The organism is Pseudomonas graminis (assembly GCF_001705435.1).
Lineage (GTDB): Bacteria > Pseudomonadota > Gammaproteobacteria > Pseudomonadales > Pseudomonadaceae > Aquipseudomonas > Aquipseudomonas graminis_B.
In genome coordinates this window covers 41,999-63,740 of the sequence record NZ_MDEN01000057.1, presented here as the reverse complement: position 1 = coordinate 63,740, position 21,742 = coordinate 41,999, and the positions used below count along the sequence as shown (strand labels likewise).

Here is a 21,742-nt window from a genome sequence, read left to right as displayed (position 1 = left end):
GAGGGCGCCAAAGGGATGCCGATGTCGGGCCTGACAGGCAAACCGATGGCTTTATTTTCGGGCGTTGGCCGAGCGTCCGATGACGCTCGGCCAACACGCAGGCGCCGGGTTTAGATGCTGGTTTCCATGGCCTCGGCGACGGCACGAGGTCTGGCTTTGACGGGCATGGAAATCTGCAATTCGGTGAACTCGTCAAAGCGCGAAAGCTCGCGGCGCAGTTCAAGGATGTAATCCAGCGCGCCGCTCAGGCAGATGCTGTAGGCCAGCAATTCGACGCCTTCTTCGACAGTGGTTTTCGCCAGTCGCGCGTAGCCGCCCTGAAGGATGCCGTGCCACAGCGAGCCCATGCCGAAGAGTCGCGAGAAGATCAGCACCAACAGGCCCGCCATGACGAAACCGAAGGCCGGGCGCACTGAAAAACGAGCCAACCCCGAGACCACGTCGCGCCACGCGTTCCTGTAACCCAATGCCTTATAGACACAGGTGCCAGCCGTCAGCAGTGCAGGCCACAGCCAGAAACTGTGACTGATCGGGTCAAACAGCCCGTCCAGCTCACGGATCAGCATGCAGGCGAAGAAGCCGCCAATCAGGATGCCAACGCCACGTTGCCCTGGCTGGCGCGCCGAAAGCCAGAACACACCGGCGATGAGCGCCAGCATGACTTCCTGACTGACCTCGGTGAACGAGGTTTCGAGAATGTCGGTCTTGGCGACAAAGATGTCGATGAACACCATGCCGATACTGAAGAGCGTCAGCGTCAGCATGACGGCGAAACGCATCAGTGCTGACTTAACAAGTTGTAGATCGTTATTCACACGTTTTTCACTGTTGAGCGGGTATTAAGGCCGGGACTCTAAAGAACTTTTCCAGGTTAGCCAAACGGCCGCTTAGTGCTCTCTTTTAGTTATTCTTCCATTCAGTAACAGTCTTTTGCGGTATCCGGTATTGCGGTTTTTAAAATCTGCCCTGTTGGCCTGATTGTTCTCTCAATATTGTTGCGTTAGGGCGTTGATCCGCGCGAATGGGCGAGACGCACGCAAAGTCAAAGTGTTTAACCTGATGATGAATATTTTCACGCATACCTCAAAACTGCCCTGAGCATGAGCCCCGATAACGCTTGCAGGCTACCTTGCCTAGCCGGTATCAGCGACACTGCGTGTCTTGTTTATACCGGTGCCCGGAGCGCTCATGTCTTTGCCTGCTTCTACCTCCACGCGCGACTTCATCTTCGCCGCCTGCGCGTTGCTCATTGCCATGGTCGGCACCACGCTGCCGACGCCGCTGTATGCCCTCTATCAACAGCGGCTCGGCTTCGACGCCAGCTGGCTGACAATCATTTTCTCGATCTACGCGGCGGGCGTTATCGCAGCGCTGCTGGCGGTGGGCAGCTGGTCCGATCAACTGGGGCGCAAGCCGTTGCTGCTGGCAGGGCTGGCAATGGGGGCGATCAGTGCGGTCATCTTTCTGTTCAGCGATTCGATTGGCGGCCTGCTGACAGGACGGCTCTTCTCAGGCTTCAGCGCGGGCATCATGACCGGCACGGCCACCGTGGCCGTCATCGAGCTGGCCCCCAAGACTTGGAAGAACGCCACGTTGGTGGCCACGGCCGCCAACATGTTCGGCCTCGGCATCGGGCCTCTGCTCGCCGGCTACACATCCCAGTTTCTGCCGGACGCGCTGCACCTGGTGTTCTACGTGCACTTGGGCATGCTCCTGCTGGCGACGGTCGGTATCGCACTGATTCGCGAAACCGTGCAGCGTCCGGCGGTGCTGAAACTGGGCATTCAAAAGCCTTCCGTGCCGGCGTCCGTGCGCAGCGTGTTTATCTCCGCGTCCATCGCCGGGCTGGCGGGTTTCAGCGTGGCAGGCCTGTTCACCAGCATGGTGCCGTCGGTGATGATTCACGTCATGCACGAGCAAGGCGGGCTGTTGATCGGCGCGGTCATCGGCTTGTTCTTCGTCGCGTCGATCATCGGCCAGGCGCTGCTGCAGGTGCTGCCGAAGGACCGGCATATGACCCTCGGTTGCGTCGGGCTGATTGTCGGCATGATCTGTCTGGGACTGAGCATTGCCACGTCGCAGTTGGGGCTGTTGATCGCGGCGGGTCTGGTGGCGGGTATCGGCCAGGGCATGATCCTGCGCGCCGGGATGGGCGCGGTCACCGCCAGCAGCCCGCCTGATCAGAAGGCTGCCGTGACGTCCGCCTTCTTCGTGGTGCTTTACGTGTCGATTTCGGTGCCGGTGGTGGCGGTGGGTTTCAGCGTGCGAGTGTTCGGGCTGGAGCATGTGGGCGAATTCTTCGCCTCGTTGGTGGCGGTGGTTGCCTTGCTGGCGATGATCAGCATGAAACGCGTGCAGTCCAGACAGGCCGCTCTGTCGGCGTCCGGGAGCTGAGCAATGAGCGTCAAAATCGGCTTGATCTCGGACACCCACGGTCTGCTGCGCCCTCAGGCACTGGAGGCGTTGCAGGGCTGCGATTACCTGATCCACGGCGGCGACATCGGCAAGCCGGAAATCCTCGACGCGTTGAAGGCCATCGCGCCGCTGACGGTGGTGCGAGGCAACAACGACACCGATGACGCCTGGGCTTGCGACGTGCCCTATGAGGCGGTTTTGCGGATTGGCGACGTAGGGATTTACACCACGCACATACTGGCCGACGTACCGAAATCGCTGCCGGATGGGATACGCGTGGTGGTCACCGGGCACTCACACCGACCCTTGCAGCAGATGCGCGATGGCGTGCTGTTCATCAACCCGGGCAGCGCCGGGCCGCGTCGCTTCAAGTTGCCGATCACGGTGGGTCTGCTGCACATCGACGGCGATGAGGTGCGCGGCGAGTTGATCGAGCTGGCGCTCAAATAAGCCGCCGGGCATCCAGCTACTTCGCGATCGGGTCCAGGCCACTGGCTTTGATGGCCGGGGCCGCTGCCGATGAACTCAGGAATTCCAGAAACTGTTTCGCCTGTTCAGGGTGTTTGCTCTGAGTGACGACGCCTGCGGAGTAGAGGGTCATCTGCTGCGCCTGGTCGGGGATCAGGCCGATGATGTCGATACCGTCCACCGGCTTGAGCTCGCTCAGCTGTTGAAAGCCAATCTCGGCGTCTCCCCGTGCCACGACTTCGCCGACGGGCTCGGCGGGGATCATGCGGCTTTTGCTCTGGATCCGGTCGGCGATGTGCATCTGACTGAACAGCACACGGGACAGGTACACGCCGCTGGCACTGTCCGAGTACGCAATGCTTTTAGTGTCCAGCAGGGTCTGCTTGAAGGCTTCCATGGTGCTGATGTCAGGGTGCGGCGCACCATGACGCACGGCCATGGCGATGTAGGATTTGCCCAGATCGACGCGGGTTTTCGGATCGACCTTGCCGTCCTTGATCAACTTGTCCAGCGCTGCACCGACCATCAACACCACGTCGGCCGGCTCATGGCGGGCCAGTCGGTTGGGAATGGCCTGGGGCGTCGCGCCCATTGACGGCGCGACTTCGCCCTGCAGCTTCACACCGGCGCGCTGTTCGTAATCGGGGGCTACTGCTTTGAACGCGCCCATGATTCCGCCGGAACTCAGCACGATCAGCTGGACAGGTGCAGGTGCCGTGGCGGCATGGGAGAAGGCGACTGGAACGAGGGAGAGGGCAGCACTGAGGAGATAAGGCAACATTCTTTTCATGGAGATAAACCCGGCGTTGAAGATGAATATGACGAAATAAAACAGCGCGGGCAGTATGTGGCAATTGTAGGATCAGTAAATCCCTTTCTTGCCAACGCACCCGCGCTGTTCGTCTTCAACCCCTTGCACCGCCTGCGCCGGGCGGCTTTTCGTCCGACGCAGATAAAGCCGGTTTACACCTTGAAGTGACTGACCAGCATTTGCAGCTGATTGCCCAGTCGTGCGAGTTCGACGCTTGAAGCGGCGGTTTCTTCGCTGGCGGCAGCCGTCTGTTCAGACACGTCGCGCACGTTGACGATACTGCGGCTGATCTCTTCGGCCACCGAGCTTTGCTGCTCGGCAGCTGCCGCGATCTGCTGGTTCATGGCCTGAATGTTCGACACCGTCTGGGTAATGCTTTCCAGCGACGTCCCGGCCTTGCGGGTCAGGGTAACCGAGCTGTCAGTCAGGTTGCGGCTGCTGAGCATGATCTCCGACACCTGGCGTGTGCCGTTTTGCAGTGCGGCGACCAGGCCTTCGATCTCTTCGGTGGATTGCTGAGTGCGTTGCGCCAGGCCACGGACCTCATCGGCGACCACGGCAAAACCGCGACCGGCTTCACCGGCACGGGCCGCCTCGATTGCCGCGTTAAGGGCCAGCAGATTGGTCTGCTCCGCAACGGCTTTGATCACGTCCATGACTTTGCCGATCTTGTCGCTTTCCTGTTCCAGCACGGACATCGCGTCAGTGGAACGGACCACTTCACTGGCCAGTTTCTCGATCTGTATGATCGCTTCGCCCACCACTTTGTCGCCTTCCCGTGCCTGCTTGTCAGCGGCGGAGGCGGCAACCGATGCCTGCTCGGCGTTGCGCGCGACCTCGTGAACAGTGGCTGACATTTCGTGCATCGCGGTGGCGACCTGGTCGGTTTCGACTTTCTGGCTGTTGACCCCGGCGCTGGTCTGTTCGGTCACCGCCGACAGCTCTTCAGCAGCGCTGGCAATTTGCGTGACGCTGTCACGGATGCCGCCGATCAATTCGCGCAGCGTGGCGCCCATGCGCTGGATGCCCATTTGCAGAACGCCCAGCTCATCTTTACGGGTCACGACCATGTTGTGGGACAAGTCGCCGGAGGCAATGCGGTCAACGACAGCCAGGGTCTGCTGAAGCGGACGGGTGATCTGACGGGTAATGATGATCGCCGCCAAGGTGCCAAGGATCAGCGCCAGAAGCGTGCCGGCCAACTGCAGCATACGGGCTTGCTGAATGTCAGCCTGGCCCAAGGTGTTCTGCAGATCAGTGAGCTGTTGTGCCAGCTTGACGATGACACCCTGTTCCTCGGTCATCTCTGTGCGCGCAGCATTGATATTGCCAGTGGCGAGCTTGAATCCCTGAACCGAGTTGCGATAGCCGATCAGCGCCGCTTCCAGCTGCTTCAGGCGCTCGGCCTGAGTACCGCCAAACATGGCGTTGAGTGGGGCGAGGCCGTCAAGGGCGACGGTCAGTTGGCGCATGGCCGCTTCCTCAGTTTTGGCCGAGACGCCGGCGGTGTAGCCGCGCACTTCGTAGCGCACCAGCATCACGTCTTCGCGGGCTTTAATGACGGCCTGGTACTGCTCGGAACGACGTTCATCCGTAGGGTCGAGCTTCATCACATCATCGTTGATCGCGGCAATCAGCTCCGCTGCTTTTACCGCGTCGACGCCCATGCTATCGCGCACCCCGGCGCTCGCCTGGTAGGCCTCGCGCATTTTTTTCAACGAGGTCTCATAAGCGCTGAGTTGCTCGCCCATCGTTTTGATGAGCGGCACATTCTGTGGGTTAGTGAACGTTTTTTGCAGAAATTGCTGCTGCGCCTTGAATGCGTCGAGCGCGGTCTGAACGCTTCGCGCGGCCACTTCGTCGCCGTTGCTGAGCATATATTGCAGGCGCGTCACCCGCAGGTCTGTGAGCTTCTGGCTGAGCTTGGTGATATCACCCACCCATTGGCTGCGCAAGCTCATCTGGCCCAAGCTGTTCCAGCCCACCAGGGCCAGCAGGGCAGTCAGTACAAGCACGACGCCGAAGCCGAGGGCTAGCTTCTTGTTGACGCTGATATTGGCCATCCAGTTGTTCATTCCATTTCTCCAGAATCCGTAATATTTGAAATCGTCAGCTGGAGGTTTTTTGTTATGGAGCCAGCAAAACATTCATGTGTACGAGTGCATCGGCAGGTTCGCGAGAATCTGAAACCGATGTAGGAATTGTCCGACAGTCGACGGCGAGGCTGGCAGCAAAGTATTGACGGGTGTCGTTGCTGCTGCGACCAGAAATCCTCAAAGTGACTCATTGGTCACGACTGACAAACGCTGGCGTCAATCTTTGCGCCGTCGGATGTACCGGACATGAAATATTTCAACTGTTGATAAGCCGGCCAGCCCCCTACCGTGTAAAGGCCGCGAGAATTCGCGGCCGCCAAAGGCGTTTTCTCACTCAGGACGGGGCGGTGGGCCATGGGATCAGTTCAGCGATTTACGACGCTCGACAGCTTCAGGGGCGTGTTCGCCTTGCTGGTGGTGTTCTACCACCTGCATGTCGTGGGCGCTTTCATCGAGCTGCCGTTTTTCCGCAGAGCTGACATCCTGCTTAACTTCTTCTTCGTGCTCAGCGGTTTTGTTCTGGCCCACTCGTATGGGCTGAAGCCGCAGTTCGGTTTCAAGCGTTTCGTCATCTCGCGCCTGTTCCGCCTGTACCCGCTGCACGTGGTGATGCTGTTGGTGTTTATTGGCTTCGAAGGCGTGCGTTGGGCGGCCTGGAAGAAAGGCTTCACCCTCAACAACGTGCCGTTCACCGGGCTGTTCGACCCGACAGAGATCCTGCCCAATCTGCTGCTGGTGCAAGCCTGGACGCCGCTCACTGAGACCATGTCGTTCAACTACCCGTCATGGAGCATCAGCATCGAGTTCTACATCTACATGCTCTTTGGCGCCCTGTGCCTGCTTTCGCTGAGAAGCCGTTTCGCGATGTTTGCCTGCGTGGCCGTCGTCGCGTTCACGATGATCTTCACCGAAAACGAGCCGCTGGTCTGGCGTGCGATGCTGGGTCTGTCCTGCTTCTTCGCCGGCAACATCACGTACTTGGCCTACTTGCTGGTTCGCGACCGATTCGTGCCGGTGCGCTGGCCGATGACGGTGTTCGAAGTGGCGCTGACAGGCACCACGTACTGGATGGTGATGAACGACTACAGCGACCGCTCGCCCATCGCCAGTCTGACGTTCTGCGTGCTGGTGCTGGTGTTTGCGTTCGAGGCCGGGCTGGTATCGACGTTCCTGAAAACCGCGGTGTTCAGGCTGCTGGGCAAATTGTCGTACTCCATCTACATGACCCACGCTGCGCTGCTGTTTTGCCTGTCGACGGTGTTCATCGTGGCGCAGAAGCTCACGGGCCGCGACCTGGCGCCTATGATCAATGGTCAGCGGTTCATGGACACCGGGTCAGAGCTGGGCAACAACGCGCTGGTGGTCGCTGTCACCCTCGTGGCGATCGGCCTGGCTGCCTTGGCTCACACGTACATCGAACTGAAGGGCGTCGCGTTGGGCAAACGGATGGTCGGGCCTTCGCAGGGCAAGGCGCCGGTCAATCAGGGGCTTGGTGGTGGCTTGAAGCCGCAGGTCGATCGCGCGGCGTGAATCCGTAAGGGTTGCGCTGAGCCTTACTCGCGGCGCAACCAGTCGACCATTCCCAGCCCTGCCGCGCGGCCGCTGGCGAAACAGGCGGTGAGCAAATAGCCGCCGGTGGGCGCCTCCCAGTCGAGCATCTCGCCGGCGCAGAACACGCCGGGTAGGGACGGGATCATCAATTGCTCGTTCAGCGTTTCGAACCTCACCCCGCCCGCCGTGCTGATGGCCTCATTCAGCGGGCGCGGCTTGATCAGTGGCAGCGGCAAGGTCTTGATCGCCATCGCGAGCAGGGCCGGATCAGTGAATGTCGTCGCGGGGGTGAGCTCACGCAACAGCGCCGCCTTCACGCCGTCGAGCCCTAACTGGCTGTGCAGATGCTTGGACATCGAACGTGAACCGCGCGGTTTGCTCAGGGCCTTCTGCACCTCGGCGATGGTTTTGCCGGGCAGCAAATCAATCTCGACCGTGGCCGAGCCTGATCGATTGATCGCCTCGCGGATCTGCGCGGACAGCGCGTAAACGAGGCTGCCCTCCACGCCTGTCTGGGTGATTACGCATTCGCCCAGTCGAAGGGTGTGCCCCTCCAGGCCCATCGCGATGTTTTTCAGCGGCGCGCCGGCGAACTTGCTGCGCAGCAGTTCGCTCCAGGCCGAGACCTCAAACCCGCAATTGGCAGCCTGCAGCGGCGCGATCCTGACCCCGCGGTGTTCAAGCAGCGGTACCCACGCGCCGTCCGAGCCCAGCCGCGACCAGCTTGCCCCGCCCAATGCCAGCAACGTGGCGGCAGGGCGCAGGGCAAGTTCACCTTCAGGGCCGGCGATCCGCAGCGTATTGTCGGCATTCCAGCCCATCCATCGGTGACGGGTGTGGATAACTACGCCGGACTCCCGCAGCCGCTTGAGCCAGGCGCGCAGCAGTGGCGCGGCTTTCATGTCAGTGGGGAACACGCGGCCCGAACTGCCGACGAATGTCTGAATGCCCAAGCCGTGAATCCACTCGCACAGCGCCTGCGCGCCGAAGCTGCGCAGTAAGGGCGCGATCACTTGGGCGCGTTCGGCGTAGCGGGCGACGAATGCAGGGGACGGCTCGGAGTGGGTGATGTTCATGCCGCCCACGCCGGCCAGCAGGAACTTGCGCCCGACCGAGGGCATGGCGTCGTAAAGATCCACCTTGAGCCCCGCCTGGCTCAGCACTTCAGCGGCCATCAGGCCGGCAGGGCCGCCGCCGATGATGGCGACTGTCTGGGTGCGTGAAGTGGCGGGTAGCGTCATGGCTAAGCGGACATTGGTTGAGTGAGGGGCGCGCATTCTACGCGAGCTTCGTGAAACGCAGCCACCCTGTGGAAAACTAATCGATCAAAAAACGTACAGTATTCTCCAGGCCCAGTGTTATCAGGGGATCGTGGCCTTGCGCTCAGGTTATCCACAGGCGGTTCCACAGCGGATGTGGGTAAGTTCTGTGGTCAATCAAAGCCCGCGCTCCACCCACACCCGCTGCGCACTGTGGTGCAGAATGCCGTGCCGCCGGGCGAGCGCTTCGCGGTCCTTACTGTAACCACCGCCAATCACGCCCATCACCGGAATGTCGCGGCCCAGACAATGACGCATCACCGCCTCGTCACGGCGGGCAACCCCCGCGTCCGTCAGCTGTAGGTAACCCAACGCATCGTCCTTGTGCACATCCACACCGGCGTCGTACAGCACCAGATCAGGCCGATACAGCGGCAGCAGGTAATTCAGCGTGTCGTCGACCACCTTCAGGTAATCGTCATCTCCCATGCCCATTGGCAGCGGAATGTCCCAGTCACTTTGGGCCTTGCGCGCGGGGAAGTTCTTCTCGCAGTGCAGCGACACGGTGATCGCGTCATCGGTGTGTTCGAGGATCCGCGCGGTGCCGTCGCCCTGATGCACGTCGCAGTCGAAAATCAGCACCCGGTCGACGCGTCCGCTGTGCAGCAGGTACTGACTGATGATCGCCAGGTCATTAAAGATGCAGAACCCGGCCGGGTAATCGTAATGGGCATGATGGGTGCCGCCGGCGAGGTGACAGGCCAGCCCGTGTTGCAGCGCCAGTTCCGCTGTCAGCAAAGAACCCCCTACCGCACGCACCGTACGTCGGGCCAGATCCTCGGTCCAGGGCAGGCCAAGGCGACGTTGATCCTCGCGCGATAGCGCGCCTTCCATATAACGGCTGATGTAGCCGGGGTCATGGGCCAGCGCCAGGATGTCCGTTGGGCAGACCTGCGGGCGAAACAATTGAGCATCTGTAGTCAGGCCGCTGTCGATAAGGTGGTCGCGCAGAAGCCTGAACTTGTCCATCGGGAAGCGATGGTCCGGCGGAAAGTCCGGGCTGTAGTCTTCGTGGTAAATGAGGGGCAGGGGCATGGTGTGCACGCGTCTGGTTCGAAGGGGAATCTTGCCAGTTCTGACGACCACCGCACAGCGATTTGCCTGAGCGGGAGAATCGCCAGCCGGCGGGTAATTTGAAAGGCGAGGCACAGGGAGACGATCGATGGAGCCGATTCTTGAGCTCAACAGCGCACGCTTGTTGATGCGTCAATGGCGAGATGATGATTTGCCGGCTTTCGCGCAGATGTGCGCCGATCCCCAAGTGATGCGCCATTTCCCGCAGCCCTTGAGCCGCATGGAGAGCGCCAAGCTGATTGGCCGCGTGCGCGGGCATTTTGCCGAATACGGTTTTGGGTTCTGGGCCCTTGAGCGCAAGGACACCGGCGAATTCATCGGTTTCACCGGTTTGAGCGTGGTGGGCTTTGAAGCGGCGTTCACGCCTGCGGTGGAAATCGGCTGGCGCCTGGCTCGCGAGCATTGGGGCCTGGGTTACGCCAGCGAAGCCGCGTGGACGGTGCTCGGCTGCGGTTTCGAGCACCTGGATCTGGATGAAATCGTGGCGTTCGCGGCGGTCAACAACCTGCCCTCGCAAAAGGTCATGCAGGCCATCGGCATGCGCAACGATCCGGCCGACAACTTCAATCATCCCAAATTGCCCGAGGGTCATCCCCTCAGGCCCCACGTGCTGTATCGCATCAACCGGCCAGGCTGGCTGGCGACCCTGTGATTCGCTGAGGGAATCGGGCTACAAACCTCTGTATCATTTCGTCCCACTTCCATCTGCGCCGACCTTCGGCGCCCATGGCCTGATTGATGCGATGACGGTCGGCGAGACGACCGTGTGAGGAACCCTGAATGAGTCACGTGCTGGATGATCTGGTGTCGCTGTTGAGCCTGGAGCCGATCGAAGAAAACCTCTTTCGCGGGCGCAGCCAGGACCTTGGCTTTCCCCAGCTGTTTGGCGGTCAGGTGCTGGGGCAGTCGCTGTCGGCGGCGAGCAAGACGGTCGAAGACGCGCGCCATGTGCATTCATTGCATGGCTATTTTTTGCGCCCCGGCGACGCGCACCTGCCGGTGGTGTACCAGGTCGACCGGGTCCGTGACGGCGGCAGTTTCAGCACGCGCCGGGTGACGGCGATTCAGAAGGGGCAGCCGATCTTCACCTGCAGCGCGTCGTTCCAGTACGACGAAGAGGGCTTCGAGCACCAGACTCAGATGCCACAGGTGGTCGGCCCCGAGAGCCTGCCGTCGGAGCTTGAACTGATGCGTCAGCGCGAGCACCTCATCCCCGAGCACATGAAGGACAAGCTGCTGTGCCCCAAGCCCATCGAATTCCGCCCGGTCACCGAGTCTGATCCCTACAATCCCAAGCCTGCGGACCCAGTGAAGTATGTGTGGTTTCGCGCAGACGGCACGTTGCCCGACATCCCCGCGTTGCACCGCTACATGCTCGCCTACGCCTCGGACTTCAATCTGTTGACCACGTCGCTGCTGCCCCACGGCAGGACGGTCTGGCAGAAAGACATGCAGATCGCCAGCCTTGATCACTCGCTGTGGTTCCACGGCGAACTGCGCGCCGACGACTGGCTGCTCTATGCCATGGACAGTCCATGGGCCGGCAACGCGCGCGGATTTTCCCGCGGAAGCGTGTTCAACCGCGCGGGCAAGCTCGTGGCTTCCGTCACTCAGGAAGGTTTGATTCGCCACCGCAAGGATTGGTCATGAGCCTTAAACAGGTACGCCACTGGGTATTCGACATGGACGGCACGCTGACTATCGCCGCCCATGATTTTCCGGCCATTAAACGGGCGCTGGATATCCCGCAGGAAGACGACATCCTCGGGCATCTCGCTGCGTTGCCGGCCGACGTCGCAGCGGCCAAACATGCCTGGCTGCTGGAGCACGAGCGCGCGGTGGCGATTGAGTCCAAACCCGCGACGGGGGCTGTCGAGTTGGTGAGGGAGCTGGCAGGGCGGGGGTATCGTCTGGGCATCCTGACCCGTAATGCCCGGGAGCTTGCTCACGTGACACTGGAAGCCATCGGCATCGCGGACTGCTTTGCGGTGGACGACGTGCTCGGTCGCGACGAAGCGGCGCCGAAACCCGATCCGGGAGGCCTGCTGAAGCTGGCCCAAGCGTGGAATGTGAAGCCGTCGGACATGGTGATGGTGGGTGACTATCAGTTCGACCTGGCCTGCGGTCGCGCAGCTGGGAGTCAGACCGTGCTGGTCAATCTGCCGGACAACCCGTGGCCGGAGTTGACCGATTGGCATGCGGCGGATTGCGTGGCGTTAAGAAAGATGATTGAAGTGAAATAGGACGCGCATTCAAATAGTAGGACCGGCTTTAGCCGGTAAAGCGTCTGGCAATTCACCACAAAATGAGTGGTATACGCACCGGCCTTTTCCCGGCTGAAGCCGGTCCTACTACCGGATCGCGTTTAAAGAGTAGGACCGGCTTTAGCCGGGAAGGCGTCAGGCAATTCACCACAAAATTAGTGGTATACGCACCGGCCTTTTCCCGGCTGAAGCCGCTCCTTCTGCCTGATTACGTTTAACGAGTAGGACCGGCGTTAGCCGGGAAGGCGGCAGGCAATTCACTGCAAAATGAGTGGTGTACGCACCGGCCTCTTCCCGCTTAAAGCAGGTCCTGCTAGCGCAGTGCTCTCAATTCGCCTTGAACAACGCCGTCTGACCTTCAGGTGAAGTGAACATCGCTTCGCCGTTATGCCCGACGTTTTTCACTTCCACCAGGCGCTGATTCAAGCCTTCCGGATGACGCTTGGTCAGGTAATCGAAGTAGTTGTGACCACGGGCCAGACGCTGAGGCCCCTGTGCTTCGGCGCCACAATCCTTGTCCAGCGCCGGGTGCTCCGGATCGGTGTCCAGTTCGCCCAGCAGGTAAGTAATGTCGCGCTTCACGTAAGCAGCCTCAAGCTCGGCCGGTGTTTCCTTGCCGGCATAGGCTGGCAGTTTGTTAAGACCGTACTTCCAAGTGTCAAAGGTCGGGCAGCTCGCCGCATCGACCGGCAGCGGCCGGGTCGCGTCGAAATACGCATAAGAAGACGGATTGGCGATCACATAGCGCAGCTTGATGCCTTCCTTCTTCAGCAACGCATCCTCCTTGCCGCCGATCATCGCGTAACGCTGCACCACCTGAGCACCGCCGGAATGGCCAGCGATCACAATCTCCTTCAGATTCGGGAACAGCTTGCTGTCGCTCAGACGCTTGAGGATGTGATCGATGACCACAAACGAGCTGACTGGCTTGGGGCCCAACGACTTTTCGCCTGCCATCCAGTCATTGGCGTGCCAGCGCAACACCGATTCGGGCAGGCGGTGCTGTGAAATGTCTTTCTCATCGAGAAATTGCGGCGCGATCAACAGCGTTTTCGAGCGCTGATGCGACTGGTTGGCCGCGCGCTCGACGCTGCGCAGGTAGGTTTGCGCGTTGCGCAGCCGACCGTGAAAGACAATGACAACCCGCTGGACCTGCGGGCTTGGACGAACCCAGCTCTGACTCAGGCCGAGCGTGGCCTGGGTGGTCCCGTTGATCTGAAGCCGGTCGGGGCTGATGGATTTAACCGCCTGATCCGCCGCATGAGCATTGAGGCTCATCAGGGTGCCCAACAACAGGATCGAAAGCGGTTTCATCATGTGATCAGAGGCTCTTGGCGGCGAATGTATCGCATTGGTTGATTTGTCCTGCGGCAAAACCTGTCTTGAACCAGCGCACGCGCTGAGCAGAAGTGCCGTGGGTAAACGAGTCTGGCACGACCCGGCCCTGACCCTGTTGCTGCAAGCGGTCGTCGCCAATGGCATTGGCGGCGTTCAGCGCCTCTTCAATATCACCCGGCTCCAGCCAGTTCAAACGCTTTTGTGCGTTGTTGGCCCAAACGCCTGCCAGGCAGTCAGCTTGCAGCTCCTGACGCACCAGCAAACCGTTGTCACCTTCCATTTTCATGCCGCGTTGGCGGGCGGCGTCAACTTTAGCCGAAACCCCCAGCAAGGTCTGCACATGATGGCCAACTTCGTGCGCAATCACGTACGCCTGAGCGAAGTCTCCTGCGGCCTTGAAGCGTTGACTCATTTCACGGAAGAACTCCATGTCCAGGTACACGCGCTGGTCAGCCGGGCAGTAGAACGGGCCGCTCGCGGAAGAGGCGGAGCCGCAGGCCGATTGCACCCGACCGCTGAACAGAATCAGGGTCGGTGCCTTGTACTGACTCCCCATTTGCTGGAACGCCTGCTGCCACGTGTCTTCGGTGTCGCCCAGGACAGCGCGCACGAAATCAGCCTGCTCGTCATTGGCTGGCGGCGCCTGGCGCGTTTGCGGATTGACCGCGGCTGTCTGATCCGACCCCATCTGGCCGGTGATTTCACCCAGAATCCGCATCGGGTCCTGGCCGGTCAGCAGACCGATCGCGACGATGATCACGATCCCCCCAAGCCCCAACCCCTTGCCGCCAATGCGCATCCCGCCGCCACCGCCGCCCCCGGAATCGCCACGTGCGTCCACGACGTTGTCACTGCGACGTCCTTTTTTCCATAGCATGTGGGAATCCTCTTTTGGTCGTGTGGGAAGTGTAGACGGCGGGCGTGCGACGTCTGGTCTGCTGGACTAAGAGAGGAGAGGAGGGGGAATAGTTCGCGAATCGGTTCTTCAGAGGTATTGCTCACCTGCAGAGCTGCTTGGTGGGGTTGGCAGCATGGAACCTTATTTGTGTTTTTCAACCTGCGGAGAAGTAGACCCATGCCAAGGCAGCGCCCTCTGAGTGCGTTAATGAGGCGCGCGAAAATAGTAGAGCAGTCCGCTACTCACGCCGATGAGGATCATCGAGCCATAAATTATCCGCACTCCCCACAGCAGCCGGGGAGGCAGTTTGAGAAGTTTTTGCCTGGGAATGCGCTCCTGCCTCCAGAAGATTTCAGGTGCGACTGCGACCAGCATTACAAAGGTTTCCCTCATTCTTCGTCCGAAAAGACTGTCGCCGCAGACCGCTCTGTTCAATGAGAACATCTCGATATCACATAGGTAGTCTTCGATCTTTTCCAGGTATATGTAGAAGAATATATGGGAGCCACACAATGTGGGCGGCGGTGAGCAATAGTATGATGAGTGAGAGTAGTCCAGTCGGGATGTCATCCATCACGATGTCCATTCATAGAGATACTTTTCGGTCATTTTTGTCACTTCTCTCACTGTGCTGTGATAAAGGCATAACGCCCGATCATGCATACAAATACTGTATTTAGATTGATGTGGTGTCAGAGTATCCAGGCCCTTAAATGTGGTGGGACTCTTAAGTTTGCGTCTTTTGAAATATCTCCACGGAGGTACATAAAATTCGGAAAAGTAAGGAGGACAGTCACCATGTTCATGCGCATCTGTCTTCCGATAATGCCGTCGTCCCACATCCTTCGAGCATCAGATATGCATCTGCAGTCATTTAGATGGGCTAGTTTCACATCTGATAGCAGTTCCTCCATAGTGGCTAACTTATTGAGCTGAAAGTAAATCATTATGATGATATTGGCGAATATGCTTCCAAATACCGCCATCACCCACCAGGCCTTCTCGAGCATAATCATTTTGTTAGCCAGGCCAATATAGCCAAGCAGGTACAGTTAACGAAAAGCCAGCTGTATATTCCCCAGATCCTCAATTTAAGCTGGAGAGGCACAGAGTGGTGAGCATTTTTTGTGATGTGGCCTCGCCGATACATTGCTTTGGGCAGCGTAATGACTGTAACTACCATGTTTAACCGCATTTGCCTGGCTATTAATCCTCCTTGCCAAAGGGCTTTGGTGTCACTGATGCACGTGCAGTGAGATAGTCGGTTTTCAAGATGGTTAATGTTTCGATAGGTGAACCATGCCATGAGGAGGTTATTGATCCACATTGATATTATTAAAGTCAGTCCGAGCAGGCCAGTAGTCGTAGGGCAAGTCATGTGTTTAACCTTGTAGTAATTCACGATCGGGCAGAATTTTTTATTATCCCAAGGATTCCCTCCCCCCTATCCGTCGAGTTGGCGCGACCCGTGACTGCTCAATATTCAAGAAGTCAGAAAGCTAACTCTGTGATTGAGATTTCGAAACCGCCGACTAAAACTATCATTTGAGTTGGCCGCACTTTGTCGCTGTTTAGCCGTGTGGCGCACGAAAATAATAGAGCAATCCCCCATAAACGCTTATGAAAATCATAGAGCCATAAACTATCCGCACTCCCCACAGCAATCGGGGAGGTAATTTGAGAAGCTTTTGCCTGGGGATACGTTCCTGTCTCCAGAAGATCTCTGGGGCCACTGCAACCAGCATTACGAAGGTTTCCCTCATCCTTCGTCCGAGAAAACTGTCTCCGTAGAACTCTCTGTTCAATGAAAACATTTCAATATCGCATAGATGGTTTTCGATCTTTTCCAAATTGATGTAGAAGAAGATGTAGTAGCCGGCGAGATGTAAGGTCGTGATCACTGTCAATATCAGTGCCAAGAGTCCGGTGGGGATATCTGCCATTATTGGCCCCACTCATAGATGTACTCGCCGGTCAATTCGCCGACAAATTCACCAACTAGACCTCCGCTGTATCCGCCAACCACGCCGCCGACGATTCCGCAGCCAATTACGCCGACTCCATAGGTAGGAACTCCCAAAACAACTGCACAAATCGAGGCTCCTGCTGACGCGCCCACTCCACCGCCGACGTGACCAAACATTGTGCTGAGGACAAATTTGCCACCTTCGATGTGTTGCGCCTTCCGACAAAACTCCTCCCGCCCCGTCGAACATGCCTCCTTGATTTCAAGGCCTGCTGAAATTGCATTCAGCCCAATCCCCACAGGCGTCCCGAATTTCAGCAACTTCGCCACTCTAGCGATTCGCCCCACCCGCTCCGCATACCCCTGGATCTCGCCCGTATGCAGATAACTCTTGGTCGACAACCCCAGCATCTTCTTAAGCGGACCTTTTTTCCGCAACCCGGTCCCCCAGCGGGCAATGCCTTCCAGTTGCTTATCAAGCGTGGCAAACAGCGCTCTTCGCTGGTTGATGAACTCCTGCCGGGCAATGGGTGTTCCGCGCGCCAGCGACAATTTGTAAAGCCGCTCGATCTCTTCCAGGGTTTTCTTCACACCTTCAAGGTGCTTGCCCCAACTCCCGGTGGCAGCGCCGATACCCAGCGATCCATAACTGAGCATGTTCTGCAGCAGGTCGTAGTTCTCGATGAGCTGGCTGCCCGCCCCTTTCACTTGACGATGGACGTTACGCGCCAGGTTCATCAGCTCTGTCTCTTCCGCCGTGAGAGTGCCGTTTGAACCGTCGCTGACAATCACCAGTTGGCCTGGCATCACCACAACGTTTCGGATATGTGCGTTAAGCACATCGAACTTCGCACCTCCGCCCACCCGTGCCTTGAGTGTGAAATAGGTCTGTATGCGGTCATTGATAAACACATGTGGTTTGGACACGGGCTGTCCTCAGCTAAAGCGCTTGTTGGCGATGCGGTCCCAGCCGCCAACTACATTGCCGGCTGCCGCGCCATCGCTGCGTTTCTGCTGGGTGTACAGAATGCGGACGCGGCCGAAGTTGATTTGCACGTGTTCCAGCGGCTCGCCGCTCTCACCGCTTTGGCTGAAGTCAGAAATGATCACCTCTTCGAGGCGCACTTCGTAGTACTTGAGCTTGTCGCCTCCCGCGCGGTACAGGCACAACGTCAGGTCCTTGATGTGCGTGCCCGCGCAACTGGCTTCAAACAACGCAGCGCTGGATTGATCCAGGCGTTTGCTGAAGCTGAAGTCGCTGAGGCTGGCCCGACCCGAGCCCGCGCCGCCGTTCGAGCTGGCGGTGGCCGAAGTACTCTGGCTAACGCCGAAGTCGTAGGCCACGATTTCGATCCAGCCCTTGTTGCGCTCATCCAGCGACTCGCCGTCGATCCCGTTCACCTTGATGAATCCGTCAAATGCCATGCTGCGTGTCCTTGCTGAGGTCAGATCCAGCAAGGATAGGGAGAGGGCATTGGGCTTTGAAGCGCGGCGAGGGGGGCTGAAAGTGATTTTCAGAACGGTCCTACACTGGTCCCTTGGCACGTCTTACGGAAGATTCCGTAACGGGTGATGTTCGCCGCAGTAGTCGTTCAAAAGGGCTGGAAACTGCCGGATTCGCGTGGCGCGCAGAGGGTGCGCGCCAACAGTAAATACCCGAGAGCGCTTACATCAAACCCGCGCCGTCTGCTTCTCGATGGTCTCGACCGGCGAGGCGTCGGCCAAGCGGTTCACCTGGCGCAGGGCCTTGAAGCCAACCATCCAGGCGCCAACGACACCCAGTGTGCACACGCCGCCGATGATCGCGGCGGGCACGGCCCCCCAGAGCGCCGCGCTGCTGCCGGCGCGGAATTCGCCCAGCTCGTTGGACGAACCGATAAACAACATATTCACCGCATTGACCCGCCCGCGCATGTCGTCCGGCGTCGAGAATTGCACCAGTGTGGAGCGGATATAGACGCTGACCATATCCGCCGCACCGGCGATCATCAAAGCCAGCAGCGACAGCCAGAACAGCGTCGACAGGGCGAACACCAGATTGGCGACGCCGAACACCGCGACGGCGATGAACATGACCAGACCGACGTGTCGATCAAAAGGCCGGAAACTCAAATACAGACCCGTGCTGACCTCACCCAGACTCATCGCGCTGCGCAGCGCGCCCAGCCCTTGGGGGCCCAGGTGCAGCACTTCGTGGGCATAAATCGGCAGCAGCGCCACCACGCCGCCGAGTAGCACCGCGAATAGATCCAGTGAGATGGTGCCGAGGATAATCGGCCGCGAGCGGATGAAGGCGATGCCGGCGGTGAAACGCTTCCAGGCCGTGGATTCGAGAATCTGCTTTTTGCCGGCGTACAGCACCGGCACGCGGATCAGCAACAGCACGCCAGCGATGAAGCTGGCCATGCACACGGAATAGGTCAGCCCGCCGCCGCCTGCTGCATACAGACCGCCGCCGACTAGCGGCCCGGCGATGGTTGCAATGCGCATGATCATGCTGTTGGTGGCGATGGCCGACGCGAGTTTTTCACGCGGGACGACTTGTGGCAGCAGGCTCTGCAACGCCGGCCCGGTGAACGCCCTCGCGCAACCGAACAAGGCGAGGGTGGCGTAAATCAGCCGTGTGTCTTGATGATGGGTCACAGAGAACAGCATCAGCATCAGGCTGCATACGGCTTGCACCGACCAACTGATGGTCAGGATCATCTTGCGATCATAGCGGTCGATCAAGTCGCCGGCCGGCATCAACAGCAGCAGCATGGGAATGAACTGCGCGAGGCCTACATACGCCAGCGAAATCGGGCTGCGGGTCATGTCGTAGACCTGCCAGGCGACAACCACCGCCTGAATCTGCATGGCGAAAACGGCAGCAAGGCGCGCGGTCAGGAAGGCGAAAAAGCCGGGCAGCCGCAGGGCGCTTTTGGCGGAAGATTCAGACGATGAGGCGGGCGATTCGGAGCTCAAGGCAAGGCATCCATCGAAGCGAAAGACGGCCGAGAGTTATACACCGGTCTGGCGCGGTTCGCCGCTAGCTGTCAGGAATTTAATGATGGATGGTGCGGGATATGCTGCGGGCGCATGGAGATCAGAAGGCCTGTTCCCGGCTGAAGCCGGTCCTACTGATGATAGTAGGACCGGCTTCAGCCGGGAACGACGGAATCGCGCTGTCAGCGGCGAACCAGCAAAACCCCCGACTCCATGTGATGGGTATACGGAAACTGATCAAACAGCGCGCACCGCTCGACCCGGTGGGTGTCGTGCAGTTGTGCGATGTTGGCGGCCAGGGTTTCCGGGTTGCACGAGATGTACAGGATGCGCTCAAAACGTCGCGTCAGCTCGCACGTGTCTGGGTCCATGCCGGCGCGGGGCGGGTCGACGAACACGCTGCCGAAGTCGTAGCTTTTCAGGTCGACACCGGCCAGACGACGAAACGGGCGCACCTCATTCAGGGCTTCTGTCAGCTCCTCAGCCGACAGTCGCACCAGCGACACGTTATCCACAGCGTTGTCCGCCAGGTTACTCAGCGCCGCGTTGACCGACGTCTTGCTGATCTCGGTCGCCAGTACCTTGCGCACGCGGGTCGCCAACGGCAGCGTGAAGTTGCCATTGCCGCAATACAGCTCCAGCAAATCATCGTCGCGGTCGCCCAGCGCGTCATACGCCCAGCTCAGCATTTTCTGGTTTACCGTGCCGTTGGGCTGGGTGAACGCGCCCTCCGGCTGGCGATAACTGAAAGTCCGGCCAGCGACGTCCAGCTGCTCGGTCACGTAATCGCGGCCAATCACCAGTCGCTGCCCTTTCGAGCGGCCAATCACACTGACCTTCAGATCAGCCGCCAATTGCTCCGCCTCGACTTGCCAGGCCTCATCCAGCGGGCGGTGATAGCACAGGGTGATCATGCCGTCGCCGGCCAGCGTGGTCAGAAAATCCACCTGAAACAGCTTGTGATTGAGGGTCTTGCTGGCCTCCCAGCGATCCCGCAGCACCGGCATCAGCGCGTTGATCTGCTGGCTGGCAATAGGGAAGTCGTTGATCAGGATCGGCGTGTGCTTGTCCCCCGGCGCGAACATCGCATAGTGACGCTTGCCGTCGTCGCGCCACAGGCGGAACTCGGCGCGCAAGCGGTAGTGCTCGCGCGGCGAATTGAAGACCTGAGGCTCGGGCGCCTCGAAAGGCGCCAGTAGCTCGCGCAGGCGCGCGGCCTTTTCATCGAGCTGAGCGGCGTAGTTTGCAGGGTCGAACGTAGAACTCATGGATAAAAGCCCAGCTTGATCACGAACAGAATCGACAGCACGACCAGCGCCGAATTCAGCTCGCGGCCCCGGCCCGACAACAGCTTGATCACGGTCCAGGAAATGAAGCCAAAGGCGATGCCGTTGGCGATCGAATACGTGAATGGCATGGCCAGTGCGGTGATCACCACAGGTGCTGCTTCAGTGATGTCGTCCCAGTTGATTTCGGCAAGGCCCGAGGTCATCAACACAGCCACGAACAGCAGGGCAGGGGCGGTGGCGAATGCTGGAACGCTGCCAGCCAGCGGCGCGAAAAACAGTGCGAGCAGAAACAGCACGGCAACCACGATAGCCGTCAGACCGGTCCGGCCGCCGGCACTCACGCCCGCCGCGGATTCGATGTAACTGGTGGTGGTCGAGGTGCCCAGCAGAGAACCGGCCATGGCCGCGGTGCTGTCGGCGATCAGCGCACGGCCCATCTTCGGCATGTGGCCGTCCTTGCCCATCAGGCCCGCACGCTTGGCGACGCCGATCAGGGTGCCGGAGTTGTCGAACAGGTCGACGAACAGGAAGGAGAAAATCACGCTGACCAGACCGATGTTCAGTGCGCCGGGAATGTCCAGCTGCAGGAAGGTCGGCGCCAGTGAAGGCGGCATCGACACCACACCGCCGAACGGCGAGAAGCCCATCACAATAGAAATGATGGTGACGGCCAGAATGCCGATCAGCACGGCGCCGCGTATTTTCAGGGCTTCCAGGGCCACGATCAGTGCGAAGCCCAGCGCCGCAAGAATCGGTGCCGGTTTGGCCAGATCGCCCAGGCCAACCATGGTGGCCGGGTTAGTCACCACGATGCCGGCGTTGTGCAGCGCAATCAGCGCCAGGAACAGGCCGATACCGGCGGCAATGGCCGAGCGCAGCGGCAGCGGGATGCTGTTGATGATCCATTCGCGGATGCGGAAGATCGACAGCAGGAAAAACATCACTGCCGAAATGAACACCGCGCCCAGCGCTACTTGCCAGGTGTGGCCCATGTGCAGCACCACGGTGTAGGTGAAGAAGGCATTCAGGCCCATGCCCGGCGCCAGCGCGATCGGGTAGTTGGCGATCAGCCCCATGACTGTGGAGCCGATGGCCGCCGCCAGGCAGGTAGCGACAAAGATCGCGCCCTTGTCCATGCCGGTCTCGCCAAGAATGCTCGGGTTTACGAACAGGATGTAGGCCATGGCCAGGAAGGTGGTGACCCCGGCCAGAATTTCGGTGCGCACATTGGTGTTATGTGCCCTGAGTTGAAACAACCGCTCCAGCAT

At 59.5% G+C, this 21,742-nt stretch carries 21 protein-coding genes and 1 pseudogene; 7 read left to right on the top strand and 15 right to left on the bottom strand.

Annotated elements, in window-relative coordinates:
- Nucleotides 1-110: 110 nt before the first annotated feature.
- Complete coding sequence (locus BBI10_RS06540; RefSeq protein ID WP_065987576.1) at nt 111-779, bottom strand: hypothetical protein; 669 nt, start codon at nt 777-779, stop codon at nt 111-113.
- A gap of 409 nt (nt 780-1,188) precedes the next feature.
- On the opposite strand from BBI10_RS06540, the gene BBI10_RS06535 reads away from it, so the two are divergent.
- Nucleotides 1,189-2,394 carry an MFS transporter gene (locus BBI10_RS06535; protein ID WP_065987575.1) on the top strand — a complete coding sequence of 402 codons (1,206 nt, stop codon included), beginning with the start codon at nt 1,189-1,191 and terminating at the stop codon, nt 2,392-2,394.
- Nucleotides 2,395-2,397: 3 nt separating this feature from the next.
- Nucleotides 2,398-2,865 carry a metallophosphoesterase family protein gene (locus BBI10_RS06530; protein WP_065987574.1) on the top strand — a complete coding sequence of 156 codons (468 nt, stop codon included), beginning with the start codon at nt 2,398-2,400 and terminating at the stop codon, nt 2,863-2,865.
- Nucleotides 2,866-2,881: 16 nt separating this feature from the next.
- Here the strand turns inward: BBI10_RS06530 and BBI10_RS06525 are convergent, their stop codons facing one another.
- Complete coding sequence (locus BBI10_RS06525; RefSeq protein ID WP_065987573.1) at nt 2,882-3,673, bottom strand: substrate-binding domain-containing protein; 792 nt, start codon at nt 3,671-3,673, stop codon at nt 2,882-2,884.
- On the opposite strand from BBI10_RS06525, the gene BBI10_RS27540 reads away from it, so the two are divergent.
- Nucleotides 3,608-3,862 (top strand): hypothetical protein, encoded by a 255-nt coding sequence (locus BBI10_RS27540; protein WP_167355776.1) that lies wholly within the window; start codon nt 3,608-3,610, stop codon nt 3,860-3,862. The two genes, BBI10_RS06525 and BBI10_RS27540, sit on opposite strands and share 66 nt — an antisense overlap.
- On the opposite strand, the gene BBI10_RS28530 is transcribed toward BBI10_RS27540, so the two are convergent.
- Both BBI10_RS28530 and BBI10_RS28525 read right to left on the bottom strand, forming a co-directional pair.
- Nucleotides 3,847-4,560 carry a methyl-accepting chemotaxis protein gene (locus BBI10_RS28530; protein WP_432213743.1) on the bottom strand — a complete coding sequence of 238 codons (714 nt, stop codon included), beginning with the start codon at nt 4,558-4,560 and terminating at the stop codon, nt 3,847-3,849. The two genes, BBI10_RS27540 and BBI10_RS28530, sit on opposite strands and share 16 nt — an antisense overlap.
- A gap of 141 nt (nt 4,561-4,701) precedes the next feature.
- A pseudogene (locus BBI10_RS28525) lies at nt 4,702-5,757 on the bottom strand (methyl-accepting chemotaxis protein); the annotation flags it as partial.
- A 387-nt stretch (nt 5,758-6,144) separates the two neighbouring features.
- On the opposite strand from BBI10_RS28525, the gene BBI10_RS06515 reads away from it, so the two are divergent.
- Nucleotides 6,145-7,320 carry an acyltransferase family protein gene (locus tag BBI10_RS06515; RefSeq protein WP_065987571.1) on the top strand — a complete coding sequence of 392 codons (1,176 nt, stop codon included), beginning with the start codon at nt 6,145-6,147 and terminating at the stop codon, nt 7,318-7,320.
- Nucleotides 7,321-7,343: 23 nt separating this feature from the next.
- On the opposite strand, the gene BBI10_RS06510 is transcribed toward BBI10_RS06515, so the two are convergent.
- The gene (locus tag BBI10_RS06510; RefSeq protein WP_065987570.1) at nt 7,344-8,582 is read right to left on the bottom strand and encodes a TIGR03862 family flavoprotein; all 1,239 of its coding nucleotides are present in this window, start codon (nt 8,580-8,582) and stop codon (nt 7,344-7,346) included.
- A gap of 195 nt (nt 8,583-8,777) precedes the next feature.
- Complete coding sequence (locus BBI10_RS06505) at nt 8,778-9,695, bottom strand: histone deacetylase family protein (RefSeq protein WP_065987569.1); 918 nt, start codon at nt 9,693-9,695, stop codon at nt 8,778-8,780.
- Nucleotides 9,696-9,822: 127 nt separating this feature from the next.
- On the opposite strand from BBI10_RS06505, the gene BBI10_RS06500 reads away from it, so the two are divergent.
- The 3 genes from BBI10_RS06500 (at nt 9,823) to BBI10_RS06490 (ending at nt 11,977) form a co-directional block, all read left to right on the top strand.
- The gene (locus tag BBI10_RS06500; RefSeq protein ID WP_065987568.1) at nt 9,823-10,386 is read left to right on the top strand and encodes a GNAT family N-acetyltransferase; all 564 of its coding nucleotides are present in this window, start codon (nt 9,823-9,825) and stop codon (nt 10,384-10,386) included.
- 128 nt (nt 10,387-10,514) lie between these two features.
- Complete coding sequence (gene tesB, locus BBI10_RS06495) at nt 10,515-11,384, top strand: acyl-CoA thioesterase II (RefSeq protein WP_065987567.1); 870 nt, start codon at nt 10,515-10,517, stop codon at nt 11,382-11,384.
- Nucleotides 11,381-11,977 (top strand): HAD family hydrolase, encoded by a 597-nt coding sequence (locus tag BBI10_RS06490; RefSeq protein WP_065987566.1) that lies wholly within the window; start codon nt 11,381-11,383, stop codon nt 11,975-11,977. Before tesB ends, BBI10_RS06490 begins: the two co-directional genes overlap by 4 nt.
- Before the next feature lie 348 nt (nt 11,978-12,325).
- Here BBI10_RS06490 and BBI10_RS06485 read toward each other — a convergent pair whose 3' ends face one another.
- The 9 genes from BBI10_RS06485 to BBI10_RS06440 form a co-directional block, all read right to left on the bottom strand.
- Nucleotides 12,326-13,315, bottom strand: coding sequence for a hypothetical protein (locus tag BBI10_RS06485; RefSeq protein ID WP_065987565.1), 990 nt, complete (start codon nt 13,313-13,315; stop codon nt 12,326-12,328).
- Between the two features lie 4 nt (nt 13,316-13,319).
- Nucleotides 13,320-14,213 (bottom strand): KPN_02809 family neutral zinc metallopeptidase, encoded by an 894-nt coding sequence (ypfJ, locus tag BBI10_RS06480; RefSeq protein ID WP_065987564.1) that lies wholly within the window; start codon nt 14,211-14,213, stop codon nt 13,320-13,322.
- 225 nt (nt 14,214-14,438) lie between these two features.
- Nucleotides 14,439-14,609: a hypothetical protein gene (locus BBI10_RS27535; protein ID WP_167355777.1), complete on the bottom strand. Its 171-nt coding sequence runs from the start codon at nt 14,607-14,609 to the stop codon at nt 14,439-14,441.
- Between the two features lie 1,196 nt (nt 14,610-15,805).
- Nucleotides 15,806-16,177, bottom strand: coding sequence for a hypothetical protein (locus tag BBI10_RS06465; RefSeq protein ID WP_065987561.1), 372 nt, complete (start codon nt 16,175-16,177; stop codon nt 15,806-15,808).
- Nucleotides 16,177-17,127 carry a hypothetical protein gene (locus BBI10_RS06460; protein WP_065987560.1) on the bottom strand — a complete coding sequence of 317 codons (951 nt, stop codon included), beginning with the start codon at nt 17,125-17,127 and terminating at the stop codon, nt 16,177-16,179. The genes BBI10_RS06465 and BBI10_RS06460 overlap by 1 nt, the downstream gene beginning before the upstream one ends.
- Before the next feature lie 9 nt (nt 17,128-17,136).
- Nucleotides 17,137-17,625 carry an Hcp family type VI secretion system effector gene (locus BBI10_RS06455; protein ID WP_065987559.1) on the bottom strand — a complete coding sequence of 163 codons (489 nt, stop codon included), beginning with the start codon at nt 17,623-17,625 and terminating at the stop codon, nt 17,137-17,139.
- Nucleotides 17,626-17,871: 246 nt separating this feature from the next.
- Nucleotides 17,872-19,164 carry an MFS transporter gene (locus BBI10_RS06450; protein ID WP_065987558.1) on the bottom strand — a complete coding sequence of 431 codons (1,293 nt, stop codon included), beginning with the start codon at nt 19,162-19,164 and terminating at the stop codon, nt 17,872-17,874.
- 203 nt (nt 19,165-19,367) lie between these two features.
- Nucleotides 19,368-20,453, bottom strand: a complete 1,086-nt coding sequence (trmA, locus tag BBI10_RS06445) for a tRNA (uridine(54)-C5)-methyltransferase TrmA (protein WP_065987557.1) — start codon at nt 20,451-20,453, stop codon at nt 19,368-19,370.
- Nucleotides 20,450-21,742, bottom strand: coding sequence for an NCS2 family permease (locus BBI10_RS06440; RefSeq protein WP_065987556.1), 1,293 nt, complete (start codon nt 21,740-21,742; stop codon nt 20,450-20,452). Before BBI10_RS06440 ends, trmA begins: the two co-directional genes overlap by 4 nt.